This is a genomic window from Flavobacterium chungangense LMG 26729, assembly GCF_000735715.2.
GTDB lineage: Bacteria > Bacteroidota > Bacteroidia > Flavobacteriales > Flavobacteriaceae > Flavobacterium > Flavobacterium chungangense.
In genome coordinates, this window is record NZ_JASY01000014.1 from 56,981 (window position 1) to 71,229 (window position 14,249).

Annotated in this window: 8 protein-coding genes; 3 read left to right on the plus strand and 5 right to left on the minus strand. The window is 34.2% G+C overall.

Going from position 1 to position 14,249, the window contains the following annotated elements; translation table 11 throughout:
* Window positions 1–237 precede the first annotated feature (237 nt).
* Window positions 238–2,622 (minus strand): TonB-dependent receptor, encoded by a 2,385-nt coding sequence (locus JE46_RS18880; RefSeq protein ID WP_031456842.1) that lies wholly within the window; start codon window positions 2,620–2,622, stop codon window positions 238–240.
* Window positions 2,623–2,723: 101 nt separating this feature from the next.
* A complete protein-coding gene (locus JE46_RS18885; RefSeq protein ID WP_031456843.1) occupies window positions 2,724–3,740 on the minus strand; it encodes a helix-turn-helix domain-containing protein in 1,017 nt (338 codons plus the stop codon).
* A gap of 532 nt (window positions 3,741–4,272) precedes the next feature.
* Between JE46_RS18885 and JE46_RS18890 the strand changes: the two genes are divergently transcribed.
* From JE46_RS18890 to JE46_RS18900, 3 genes are all read left to right on the plus strand, one after another.
* On the plus strand, window positions 4,273–6,408 hold the full coding sequence (locus JE46_RS18890) for a rhamnogalacturonan lyase family protein (RefSeq protein WP_083480908.1): 2,136 nt from the start codon (window positions 4,273–4,275) through the stop codon (window positions 6,406–6,408).
* 79 nt (window positions 6,409–6,487) lie between these two features.
* Complete coding sequence (gene pelA, locus JE46_RS18895) at window positions 6,488–8,047, plus strand: pectate lyase (protein WP_051872930.1); 1,560 nt, start codon at window positions 6,488–6,490, stop codon at window positions 8,045–8,047.
* A 218-nt stretch (window positions 8,048–8,265) separates the two neighbouring features.
* Complete coding sequence (locus JE46_RS18900; RefSeq protein WP_031456845.1) at window positions 8,266–11,316, plus strand: glycoside hydrolase family 2 protein; 3,051 nt, start codon at window positions 8,266–8,268, stop codon at window positions 11,314–11,316.
* A gap of 214 nt (window positions 11,317–11,530) precedes the next feature.
* On the opposite strand, the gene JE46_RS18905 is transcribed toward JE46_RS18900, so the two are convergent.
* The 3 genes from JE46_RS18905 to JE46_RS18920 form a co-directional block, all read right to left on the minus strand.
* Window positions 11,531–11,800, minus strand: a complete 270-nt coding sequence (locus JE46_RS18905) for a hypothetical protein (RefSeq protein WP_031456846.1) — start codon at window positions 11,798–11,800, stop codon at window positions 11,531–11,533.
* 273 nt (window positions 11,801–12,073) lie between these two features.
* Window positions 12,074–12,988 carry a DUF6625 family protein gene (locus JE46_RS18910; protein WP_051872931.1) on the minus strand — a complete coding sequence of 305 codons (915 nt, stop codon included), beginning with the start codon at window positions 12,986–12,988 and terminating at the stop codon, window positions 12,074–12,076.
* A gap of 395 nt (window positions 12,989–13,383) precedes the next feature.
* Window positions 13,384–14,202 carry a tetratricopeptide repeat protein gene (locus JE46_RS18920; RefSeq protein ID WP_031456849.1) on the minus strand — a complete coding sequence of 273 codons (819 nt, stop codon included), beginning with the start codon at window positions 14,200–14,202 and terminating at the stop codon, window positions 13,384–13,386.
* Between the last annotated feature and the right edge of the window lie 47 nt (window positions 14,203–14,249).

A 14,249-nucleotide genomic window follows, 5' to 3' on the forward strand; every position in this document is an offset into this window, starting at 1 on the left:
ACGTGAGATTGGAATATTGGTTTAGTTTAATCTTAAATCTTTTGTAACTGCTGTATATTTGTAATAATGTTTGAGAATTCAAAAGTCATCAGATCATCTGTTTTGTTTGTCATTATAAAATTTTCCTCCAGTAAACCAATAAAGTTTATTTGGAGGATTAGATACCATTTTTAAAACGAGGGATCTTATTTTATTATGAATCCATCATTTGTTAATTAGGAGAAAGGCATATCATTATCAAACTCCTGTTCTCACTCTTTCCTCTTCATTTCCGGTTCTTCTTTTTGCAACACTTACTTTATTGCTTCCAAGCTTATAGTTGAAAGACAATTGCAGGTATTGGGTATCAAAATAATAGTTAGAATCACGATATATCCCATTAACAGTTGAATTAAACCTCATTTTGTCTGTCTTAAAAATATCATTCGCTTTCAGGGTAATTTTTAAATCTTTATTAAGTAATAAATATTGGGCAGAAAGAGAAGTTGAGCTGGATAAATCAAGCCTGTTAACACCATAAGTGCCTACAGGCATACACTGGAAATTGAAATTTAACAATACTGTTTTTTCCTTATTTAAAACAAAATCATTATTGGTAGAAAAGTTGGAGTAAAAACCATCCACGCCATTTGCCGGTATATTAATAGTTTCGGCAGTCAAATAATTTAAAACAAACGTAGTGTAACTGCTCCACCAGCTAAATGTATCGAAAACATAGAGTTCTGAAATTCCATATCTTTTTATATTAAACATATTTCTATTAGTCAGGCGAACAACAGAAGTATTGTCATCAGGCAGTCCTATTTGGTTATACATATTATTTTCTATACTGTAATAAAGCTTGCTTTCTAATTTTTTATAGGAATAAATCAGTTCAAAATTATCTACAAAATAAGGCCTTAGAACAGGATTTCCCTCAACGCTCAAAAATGGGGTTACGTAAGTTATGTTTGGGTTCAATTCTGAAAAATTAGGACGTCCTATCCTTTTTCCGTAACTAAATCTGTATGTAGAATTTTCGGCAGGAGAGTAGGATAAATTGATTGTAGGAAATAGTTTTATGTAATCATTATTTACCACTGCATTTAAATTTCCATCATGCGATTTTGTTTGGGTAGCTTCCATCCTCAGTCCGGCCTGTACTTCCAAATTTTTAAATTTTTTATTTGCAGAAAAATACAACGCCTGAACATATTCGTCATAATCAAATCGATGGCTTATTTGCGGCATATCGGTTACAGGATTATCGACAAGTCCGCTATTGAATGATGCAATATTATTTTCTGTATTTGAAACTGAAATTTTTCCTCCCGTACTCCAATCAGCAAATTTGGCAGGTAATTCGAGATCAATTTTAGCAGAATAATTATTAGTGCTTTGCATATTATTGTTGATTCCTTTAAAATACTGGATATCATACGGATCCCTTATTTCCGAAGTTCCTCTGTAAGGTCTCGAATCATTATTTGAAAAATTAAAATAATCCAGATTCAGGATAATTTTCTTTCCAATAGAATCAAGTTTAATTTCATTAAAAAAGTTTATGGATTGAAAATCAGGTTTTTGATTAGAATTTGTAGCAGCTGTAATATTTTTAAAGGGTACATCGTTATGATATTCATAGACAAATGATCCTGCAGGTCTGTTAGCTTTTGTTTTATTAAGATTTGTAATGTACTGAAAGCCAAAAGCCCATTTAGAAGTTGCAGCATACTGTATACCCAGGACTCCGTTTAACCTTTTGTAATCTCTGTTAAAGGTTTGTTTGGTGTTCCAAAATTCATCAGAAAAGTAAATATAATCCTGATAATCAAAAGACTCTCCGCCGTTTCTGTAGTTTAATGAAGAATTGAGGCTTAACTTATTCTTATTGTACATAAAATTACTGGTAACCGATCCCTCATCATCTTTGGATCGATGCAGATAAGTACTTCCCAGAGTAAGGCTCCAGGCATCTTTTTGAGATTTTTTCAGTTTAATGTTAATTAATCCGCTCCCACCGGCAGCATCATATTTTGCTGGTGGTGTTGTAATGACTTCAATATTTTTGATATTATCAGCGGGAATTGATCTTAAGAAATTCGCCAAATCCTCTTCTCCAAGTTCCAGCATTTTGTCATCAATCAAAACTCTTATTGCTTGTTTTCCAACAATAGTGATGTTTTCATTTCTCACCTGTACACCAGGAGTAATTTTTAAGGCTTCCAGAGCATCACCACCAACTGCGCTGATTGTGTTTTCTAAATTAAAAACAAGTCGGTCAACCTTTCTTTCTATGAGTTCTTTCTTCTTTGAAATTACGACCGTTTCTAATGTATTTGTTGTATTTACAGGTATGTTTCCTGCTTCAAAATCCGAATTCAATTCAATGTTTTTTGTGTATAAGATTTCTTTAAATTGACGAATTTCTAATTTATAAATACCTTTTTGATATTCGATATTAAATTCACCTTTTTCATTTGTCAGGGAATTAATCAGCGGAACTGACTTGTCTGAAAAAAGAATGACTTCGGCATATTCTACAGGATTATTTTCTATCGTCACCACTTTTCCGGAAATTTTAACCTGTGCCACTATTGCAGTACTCAGCATGAATGCTATAAACAAAAACATGTTTCTCATCTTAAAAAATTAATTATTAATAATGAGGGCAAATATCCGGGAGTCAGCTATTTTAAAGGTTTTAGTTTATAATGAAGTAGTTTGATTTTATAAAACAGAACTCATTTGGAGTACGATTTTTGGTATTCGGCAGGAGTTAAGCCGGTTATTTTTTTAAAGGCAGTAAAGAATGTTGATTTTGAGTTGAAGCCGCTATCATACCCTAAGCTTTCGATTGAATAGTTTTTTTCGGTTTCTAATAATCTTTTTGCTTTTTCAACCCTATATTCTTTAATAAGACTAGAGAACGATTTGCCTAATATTTCATTTACATACTGTGATAAAAGATGTTTGGTTATTTTGAGCTCTTTGGCAGCTTCTTCAAGATTAAAATTTGGATTAACAAATAACTCTTTTTCGATTATTAGTGCTATTTTTTGGTCAATCAGAAGCAGTGTTGCTTTGTCAATTTCTTTGTTTTGGTATTTTTCTTTTTCATTAAAAAAAGTAGATTCATTACTATTTCTAAAAATTAAAAGTAAAATAATCAGGTACAAAACAAAAGTAAAGGATAAAGCACCTACTATATAAGAAGTATAAGCAGCAACAATATAAGCAAGACAGATAAAAGCAACTCCCAGATAAATGCTTAGAAACCAGACTTCTAATTTTTTTAAACTACTTTTTTTATTGGTTTTTTGAATAATCGGCCCGATATATTTAAAAGAGAAGACAATGTAAATAAACCATTGAAGATATATTGCTTTAACAATAAATAATTTCCAGATTTCTAAATGTTCGACATATGGATAAAAAATCCCTAAAGCTGTCATTATTGCCAGGTAAGGTATGATATGTTTTTTCCAGTTCGGTTTTTCATCACTATAGGATTTCAGGTATAAAAAAAGAAATGGACCAATCAAAATACAGGCCGAAAGACCAATCTGAATAAAAATACTGGATAAATGCGGATTAAAATAGAAAAATACTGATTTTACAATTCTAATGCTTAAAACCAGTAATAGCAAGGATAAAAAATAGTTTGTAAAAATTTTCTTTTTAGCATTTATGGCAAAATAAAATGAAAGCAGAAACCCATTAAAAGCTCCTAAAGCACTAAAAAAGAAAAGGAATGTCATGATTAATTAATTAGGGAATTATTTATGTGTTCAGTCTCAGATTAAAATACTTTGAAAACCAGTCTCAAAGAACAATTTTGTTTTAATCATTTTTCTGAAATGTATGCCGAAAAATAGTTGCTAAACTTGAATGTAACAGTTGAAAACAGTTCGTATTCTTGTAGTTTTCTACTAATTTGATTGTAGCGAATATAGTAAATAATAAGAAACTATTTCTATGGAAAAGGTATAAAATCCTGCAAAATATTCCGGGAACAGACTCGTATGTTTGAAGTAAAGAAAAAAGATATAGTTTCCAAAGCAGAGTAAAAACAGCAGGGTAAATTTCTAAAGCTTTTTTTGATATTTCGAACCAAGTAAATAGGTCTTTTAAATAAAAATAGCAATTTATACCCCTAAATATTGCATTTTGTCTCCTTGTTAAGTTGGGTGAAATTTTATATTTGCTTTTAGTCAAATTATATTTAAATTACTGTTTTAATTTCAAATTTAGCATTGACTGAATTTACTAACCTAACCGACCAAATAATGTATGAATCCGAAAACTACCAACTTTTTTTTAAAAAAAGCAGTTCTTCTATTGCTGTTTTTCATTGGAATAACCACACACATTTATGCCCAGCGAACCGTCGAGAAACTCAATCACGGTCTAATTGCTATGCGTTTAAATGCCAATCAGGTATATGTTGGCTGGAGAATGCTGGGAACCGAACCAACTGATGTGAGTTATAATTTATATTGCGATGATGTAAAAATTTCAGATAGTCCTTTTGTAAACACAACTAACTATACTCACAACGTTACAACTAATGGAGTTTATTCCGTACGTGCAGTTATAAACGGAATAGAAGAAAATAATTCAGAAACTGCTGTTGTATGGGCAAACCCTTATTTGGATATTGCCATGCAGGTTCCTGCCGGCGGAACAACCCCTGATGGTCTGGCCTATACCTACGACGTAAACGATTGCAGCGTAGGAGATGTAGACGGTGACGGCCAATATGAAATATTTGTAAAATGGGATCCAACCAATTCAAAAGACAATTCGTTAACGGGTTATACGGGTAATGTTTATATGGATTGCTATCGATTGGATGGAACACGCCTCTGGAGAATTGATTTAGGAAAAAATATCCGTGCCGGTGCACATTATACCCAATTTATGGTGTACGATTTAGATTCTGACGGAAAAGCTGAATTGGCCTGCAGAACTTCAGATGGAACCATAGACGGAACAGGAGTTGTTATTGGAGACGGGACTGCAGATTACAGAGTTCATGACAGTGCCAGTAAATCGTTCGGATTTGTTTTGACAGGACCTGAATTTTTAACGGTTTTTAACGGGCAAACCGGAAAAGCAATGGCCAGCACCAATTACTTGCCTGCCCGTGGTACAGTTTCTTCATGGGGAGATAGTTATGGAAACCGTGTAGACCGTTTTGTTGCAGCTGTGGCGTATCTTGACGGATCAAAACCAAGTTTGGTAATGGGACGTGGTTACTACACAAGGCTCGTTCGTGTGGCTTGGGATTGGAGAAACAACACGCTTTCACAGCGATGGATTTTCGATAGTGCTGCTTCCGGTAATTCGGCTTATGCTGGTATGGGAAATCACCAAATGACTGTTGGTGATTCAGATGCAGATGGTAAAGACGAAATTTTTAACGGCTCAAGTGCTATAAATGATGATGGTACAAAATTATATGCCAACTCTTTAGGACATGGCGATGCGCTTCATATGAGCGATATGTATCCGGATCTTCCGGGAATGGAAATATGGCAGTGTCTGGAAGAACCAGCCAAATACAAAACAAACGGTCTTGTATTTTTAGACGCCAAAACAGGAAGTACTATTTGGGGTATACCCGGAACAGGTGATGTAGGCCGCTGCAATGCTGCAGATATTAACCCACTTATCAAAGGATATGAATGCTGGGGCAGTACTGGTGGTGTAAACTATTTAATGGATTGCAAAGGGAATCTTATCAGCAACTCAAAACCTTCACAAAATTTCTCAATATGGTGGGATGGTGATTTGATTCGGGAATTATTAGATTCGAATAAAATTGACAAATGGAACCACATTACTTCGAAAAGTGTTAATTTACTAACTGCAACAGGATATTCTTCCAATAATACTACTAAATCTACACCATGTTTAAGTGCGGATATTTTTGGAGACTGGCGTGAAGAAGTTATCTTTCGCAAAACAGATAATACTTCTATTAGAATTTACACTACCTCCATTCCAACAACAAACAGATTATATACTTTGATGCACGACACACAATACAGAGCAGCAATTGCCTGGCAAAATTCGGGTTACAATCAGCCTCCGCATCCTGGATTTTATTTGGGAGTAGATATGGCAGCACAGACACAGCCTAATATAGTTACAACAACAGCAACTCTGGGTAATGATGATTTTTCGATCGCACCCTCTTCAGTCAATGCTGTTCTGTATCCAAACCCTGCAAGTCAGACTTTTACTATTACAGCTTTGGGGAAATTCACATACACCATTCATAACCTGTCAGGACAAAAAATAGGATCAGGAAAAGGAGAAAACCAAACCGAAGTTGGGGCTATAGCTGCCGCAGCCGGAGTTTATATTATCACTGTAAAATCTGAGAAAGGAACTTCTACAATCAAACTGATTAAGGAATAAATGGTGACAGTTTGCGATAGAAGGTAAATAGTTTTCACAAAATATAAAATAGTTCAGAATTAATAAAATAATATAGTTTATGAAGAATGCAATAATTTTAATTTTTTCGGTTTTTTTGTTCTCCTGTTCATCAGATGGAACTGAAAAAGCAACACAGGTAAAAACAATTATAATTAATGGTGATAGTGTAAATGGAACACCTAAACAGCTAACGGCCATCGTGCTTCCTGATGAAGCGATCAATAAAGAGCTAACATGGAGTGTTTCTGATCCCACAATAGCTTTCATTACAGAAAACGGGCTATTAACCGGGATAAAAAATGGGACTGTAAAAGTTACTGCTACGGCAAAAGACGGTTCGGGCATTACTGCAGAAAAAATCTATACTGTTTCCGGGATTACGGAACCAGCGGTATTTATCCAAACGGTTTCTATTACACCGGCTACTATAACGAATGGTCAGCCCTTGCAATTAACCACTCAGATTGCTCCTGCAAATGCAACCAATAAAACAGTAACCTGGAGTCTTTCAAGCGATGCGATAGCTACTATAAGCCCGGAAGGATTATTGACTCCTAAAATTAATGGAAACCTTACGGTAACGGCAACAACGACTGACGGAAGCGGAAAAAGTGCTCAAATAGAAGTAACGATTACTGGTGTTACTGCTGTGTATGCTACAACGGTAAGGGCAGAAAGCATCTTAATCTGGCAAAGGAGTAACGGAGGCTGGGGGAAAGCTGTTGCTGATTTAAATCTGTATAACGTTGCACAGACTACAGAACAAAAAGCAGCAGCACTCGCATCAAAAAACAATACCGATACCACAATAGATAACGGGCATATAGTAACAGAATTAAGATGGCTGCTTGCCGATTACAAAACAACCCAAAATCCTAATTACCTTGCTGCAGCCGAAAAAGCAATTGACTGGCTATTCCTTGCACAATATGCTAATGGAGGATGGCCTCAATATTATCCGGACAAAAGTGGCTACAGGCATCAAATCACATATAATGATGGGGCAATTGCCAATGTGATGAATCTAATGTGGGATATTACTAAAGGCAAAAATAATTTAGACCTTGTAAATCCGGCTTATAAAGACAAAGCGGCAACAGCATTCAACAAAGGAATTGACATTATATTGCAAACACAGATTACATACAAAGGCAAAAAGACGGTTTGGTGTGCACAACATGATGAAGTAACCTTAAAACCGGCACTAGCCAGAGCTTATGAATTGCCTTCTTTTAGTGGCTCAGAATCAGTAGGTATCGTACGAATTTTAATGTTGGTAGAACAGCCTTCTCCCGCAGTAAAGCAAGCCGTAAAAGATGCTGTCGACTGGTTTAATGGCGCTAAACTTATGGATATAGCTACTAAAAAAATCACAGACTCTTCACAAGCTTCAGGTCAGGATGTAATAGTTGTTTCTTCTCCCGGTAGTGTGCTTTGGGCAAGATTTTATGATTTAGAAAATAACCTGCCATTATTCTGCGGACGAGACGGAATTCCCAAAAAGACTTTAGCCGAAATTGATAATGAAAGAAGAGTAGGATATTCATGGTACGGCAACTGGCCAAATGGGTTAATAGGTTCAGAATATACCAATTGGAAAGCTAAACATGGTTTATAGAATAGTTCTTTGATAGCTGACTATAGTTTTTGATTCGGTCAGGGGTTGAAATGCTTTTAAGGCTAAGGTATTTCAATCCTTGATTTGAATTAGGAATGAAAGATTCATTTTAAAAAATAAATAACCTGAGTTCGATTAATACAGCAAAAGGGGAAATTTACATTTTTAAGGCAAAATAATTTTCATTAAAAAGAAATAAAAGATAACAATTGAAATTTATGAGAAAGGATTTTATAATGTTTAAAAATGTAGCAGTTTTACTTATTTTTTCAGTAGTCGCTATTACCTCTGCACAAAACAAGCGAATCGTGCAGGATATATCTAATAACAACTGGAAACTTTGGCTGGATCCAATGGCACAATGGCAAAATGATGTATTATTTACTCCGCCAGTTGATGTCAAAAAAATACCTGTTAATATTCCACGAGGTGGCTGGCAGGCACTTCAGAAAGGCGAAAGCAAAGCGGTACATCTTCCGGCAACGGTTGAAGAGTTTCATTGGGGATGGAATAAAAATGCCTTTGGGGTTTCAGGTAATTATTTAGGGATTTCTTGGTTTACAACCGAAGTTAAGGTGCCGTTATCAATGAAAGGGAAACGAATTGTTCTGCACTTTGAAAGCGTTCGTTTCAGGGCTGAGGTTTTTGTAAACGAAAAACTGGCAGGATATGATTTAATCAACGGAACTCCTTTTGATGTAGATATTACCGATTATGTAACAGTAGGAAAATCCAATGCTGTAGCGGTTCGAATTACCGATCCAAACGGGAATTTCGACTGGAGGGACAGTTCCAATTATATGTGGGGAGACTATCGTACCAATCCTACGCACGGATTTGGCGGAATTACCGGAAAAGTAAGTCTTGTAGCCACTGATCATGTTTTTATAAATGATATTTTTATTAAAAATAAACCGGATGTGAATGAAATTGATGCTGAAATTTCGTTAACAAACAACACTTCAGCAGCTTTTAAAGGAAATGTTTTATTAGAAGTAAGAGAGAAAAAATCGGGCAAACCCGTTTGGGAAAAAAGCTTTCCTGTTGAGGCAGTAACAGGAGATAATACACCACTGTCTTTTTCCATAAAAATAGATAATGCAAACCTTTGGGACGTTGATCATCCTAATTTATATGTTTTTAAAGCTTCTCTTAAAAATGACAAAGAGGTAAAAGATGTCGCAGAGAAAAAATTTGGTTTTCGCTGGTTTGAAGTCAAAGAAGTTAATGGAGACAAACAGTTTTATCTGAACAACAAACGCATTGTCGTAAGAACCGCAATATCATGGGGATTTTGGCCGATAAACGGAATTGCACCAAGTGACGAACTGGCAAAAAAACAAATTTCAGATGCCAAAGCCGTTGGTTTGAATATGCTTAATTTTCACAGAACTATTGGGCAGACTAACGTTTTAGATTATGCCGATGAAATGGGCTTACTGTATTATCAGGAGCCCGGAGGAAATCAATATCCGGCCAATCAATTCAATCCTAAAAATGAACTGGAAAAAAAACAATCTGATTTTTATTTTGCCGCGCGGGACGAAAAGTTCTTCAGAATGATCAAACGGGACAGGAGCCATCCTTCGCTTGTAATTTATAACATGCATAACGAAAGAGGAGCAGAGCCTCAAAAAAAAGACAGTTTACAGATGCTTGCGGGACACAAACTGGATCCAACCAGAATCATGACCTACAATTCGAGTAACGGCCCGATAAAAACAGGAATTGATCCACGTTTTAAATTACACTTGCTGCCTTATAGCAATCGGTTTTACAATTGCGGTTGGTTCGACCAGCATCATGCCGGAGGCCCGGGTGTATATCATGATAATTTGTACAGCAATCCTAAAAAGTATGCAAAGTTCACAGACAACAAAGAAGAAATTGTCTATTACGGAGAAGAAGGCGCAATTGGCACACCGCCACGATTACAGCTAATCAGGGACGAAATTCTGAAAAAAAGCAAAAACATTGGCTGGGAAAGTGACGATTATTTGAAATGGTACGATGCCTATGACACTTTCTTAAAGAAAAATGATTTCCAGAAGTCTTTTCCAAACGTGGACAGCCTGACCAGACAAATGGGGAATGTATCTTTTTATTATCAGGGGCGTACGATTGAGAATGTCCGAATAAACAATACAATTGATGGTTATGCGGTAAACGGCTGGGAAAGCATGAAGCTGGAAAACCATTCGGGTATTGTAGATAATTACAGAAATTTAAAAGGTGATGCCGATTTAATTGCCCGTTACAATAAGCCTTTGTATGTAGCCGTAAAACTGACAAACAAAGTTTTATCTGTAAAAGATACAACGGTAGTGGATTTTTTCATTGTGAACGAAAAAGATATTAAAGGAGCATTTGATTTGAAAGTTAAAGCGACAAATAACAAAAAAGAAACAGTCTGGACAAAAACAATTCCGGTAACTGTAACCGGAGGAACTACCTATGGCGAATTATTATCTGCTAAAAACAATTTTGCTCCAGAAACAGAAGGATATACTATGATTACTGCCGAATTGGTTTCGAAAGACAATAGGGTTATAGCCACCGGAGCCGATGAATTATTTGCTGTAAAACTGAATAAGGAAAAGATTGCCTCTAACATTATGGTTGCCGATACGACGGGAATTGTAGGGAAGTATTTCGATTCGGAAAAAATAAATTTTAAAAATTATAAAAGCGGAAACCCATCCGGAAATTGTTTGGTAATAGGAGACTTTAAGCCACAACAGACCGGAAATCCATTGGTTACGGATCTTTTAGAATGGGTGAATAACGGAAACACTATTGTCGTAATCAACGATATTGATATCTGGGCGACCTATTTTGCTAAAAAAGAAGCAGCTGATTACAGAGGATTCAAGACATTAGGAACATCTTGGTACGGAGGGAATTACTTTGTAAAAGAAACCAAATGGTTCGACGGTTTACCGCAATCCTGTGTATTCAATTGGGAATATCAGTGTTTTGCAACGTACAATAAAAACCGAGTTGGACTTCGAATGTTCAACGGAGAGACTGTTGTTGGTTGTGTATCCGATCATAAGCAGGAAGTATATTCAGCGTTAACGGTAATGCCGCACGGACACGGAAAAATCATTTTTTGTGCACTGGATGTTTTTAGCTGCATAAAAGAAAATGAGCTACTTAAAAAAGCAGAAGGTGATGGCGAAAACGCCTCTATGAAAACTTTCAACGTTTCGGCTAAAAACAAGGCAAATATCATAGGACAACAGCTTTTATTAAATCTGTTAAAATAAGCGGGATCCTATTTTTCAGGAACAGAAATCATAAAGCATTTTTAGCTGTAGGGTTTCTGCTCTTTTGCTTTTATCTTTAAAGACAAGATCCCTGAATATATTTTAAGGATGTATACTTCGAAAAAAACGAAACTTCCTGATGAAGCTTATTTCAAGAACTAAAAATATACTTCCTTATTATATTTCAAAATATAATAAGGAAAGTAGTAAATAGTTACGCATTACCAGGTTGTGGAGCTGCTAAAGTTTTTAATTCAGATTTTATAACATCCTTATATTTTGCTAATCCTATTGCTATTATAGGGATCGATAGTTTGCCAATTACTGAACTAGCCTGATTTTTGCCTATTTTTTTTAGGTAGGAGGATAAAAGCAAAGACCCAATAGCACCATATAGTATATAATTTGCCGGTACATCAGCTATCTTATTTTCAATAAATTCCCTGATATCTTCCAGATTCTCCTGATTAATTAAGTTTTCCATAATTCTGTACTTTATTATTTTAAATCTAAAATTACAGATTTATGGTTGCTGCAGTTTACAGAATTGGAGGATTGGCTTATATAATTATCAGAGGTTTGAAATAAATATGCTTTTAAGTCAAAGTGTTGTAAATTAAGAATATAAAAAAAACAATAACAATCACTAAACGTCGAATTTTGTTGCTATATAAACGTTAACGATGGCTAACAATCAATATTCATGAAATTCTTGTACGGTACTCATGGTATAGAGTACCGTACAAGAGTTTCATTTTTAACTATGAAAAAGTTGTACTTTTTTTAATGATTTCTTTTTACGGATCATTTTTAATCCTAATAGTCTCCAAAAACTATTTTTATTAATACCCTTTTTATTAAAATAAAAAACATCAGGTATCGGAAAATTTACTGACTTATTCTCACATTCAGTTTTATACTTTATCATATCATAAAATAAGCACTCTTTCTTGTTAGAATAGATTATTTTTCCATTATCCCATCTCATTTTATTATGCATAGTTTTATAGAAATAAAATTCAAAAAGGGGTTTTATCCTGCCTTCTGATTCAGCTTTGCGTACTACATAAGTCATACTTTGTATATGATTTGGAAAGTCAAAAACAGATACTCCGGGTGTTTGCAATTCATCGTATAAAGAATTACATTCATCAAAACCGACCCATTCGGGTGAAGAAAATACTTTTTGATAATCCCGGCTTTCCATAAACAACGTTCTCATTAAATCATTATTACGATACAGGCAAAATGTACCGGTTATAAAGTCCTTGTGCGCACTTATAAGATCATATTTGTTTAAAATATCGGGAGTGATAAAGCTTCTTATATTGCCATAAACCATGTCAATATCACCATGTCCCCAAAAATCATATTTTTCAAGAAAATCCTGGAATAACAATCCACAAACGGGTTTAAAATCACATAATTTATAAGCGTTATCAAAATTTAAGTCAAAACCCAATTTTTTGCCAGCCTCTGCTTTGAATTCATCTAATGATTTGTTTATTATGATAACGTTAGACGGTTTATTTGGGATTTCTTGCGTATTTTCGGTTACAATTACGAAATCAATTGTTGGATTATGAATACAAGACTTGATGAAATAAGGAAAATACCAAGGGTAATCTCCATACCAACAGGTAAATAAAGCTATAGAATGTTGTTTGTTCATATTGATTTTAATCTGATTTTTGGGAGTAAAACTCTTTATCTATTTTGGGATTTTTTTGAATTTATTGTTTTAATATTTATCAGTGAGTAGCAATAGCTGTAATGCCTTCATGAATTTTTTAGTCCCATATTAGCAGATAAAGCAAAACAGACAAAGAAAGAATTAAACCGATTGTCAAAATAATGGGTATAAGTTTAGTTCTTTTTGTATTTTCATTCCTAATTATTCTCCACAGAATAAAACTGATTATGCCCATAGGATATGAAATAAAAAGTGCTGCATTATATGTCCAAATGATTCCTGTCCATGCAAACCAAACTGCAAGTAGTAAGCTTATATAAAATAAAATATCATTTTTGTTAAGTTTCATTTGATCGTTGGTAATAAAATATAATTTATCTGCAATTTTTCATTAGATCAGCAATCTGTTCCCTATTGAATCCTAAACTTATTGCATTATTAAATTCTTTACATGCTTCTTCCGCCTTTTTAAGTTCTAAAAGTATTTCACCTTTTGTTATGTAAGCAATTTGATATTTATTGTCAAAATAAATTGCTTTATCAACATCTATCAGAGCTTCATCAAACTTTTTTAATTTCAGATAAATATCAGCTCTGTTGTTAAATAATATTGCGTCTTGTGGATATGCAGAAATTAATTCGTTAAAATCCTTTAATGCTTCATTTTCTTTTCCCTGACGTTTTTTAATGTTTGCCAAATTTGATTTTGCTTTATAGTTGTTAGGATCATGTTTTAATAATAATTCAAGATCCTTAGATGCTAATTCTAAGTTATTTATTTTTTTATAATATACTGAACGATTTAATAATGCAGTTTCATTAATAGGATCCAAATTTAGAGCTGCTTCATAATCTTTTAAAGCATCTTCACTTTTACCAAGCTGTTCATTCAGAGTCGCTCTGTTTGTGAAAGCTGTAATTAGATTTGGATTGTTTTTTATAGCCAAATCGTATGATGTAAGTGCTTCCTTTTTTTTATTAAGTCTTCTTTGGCAAGTACCAAGATCAGAATAATACCTTGCGATTTTTATTTTGTCATTTTCATTTTGTATCATTATCAGGTAATTTGCCTCAGCACATTGATAATCTTTTTTTTCAAAGCAATCATTTGCTTTTTTGTTTAATTCAGTATTTGTTTGACCGAATGCAAAGTTTACTAATGTAAATGATATAAATAGGATTAGTTTTTTCAATTTGTTAGGGTTTTAATATTTACAGATTTGTTAATGAAAGTTACTGA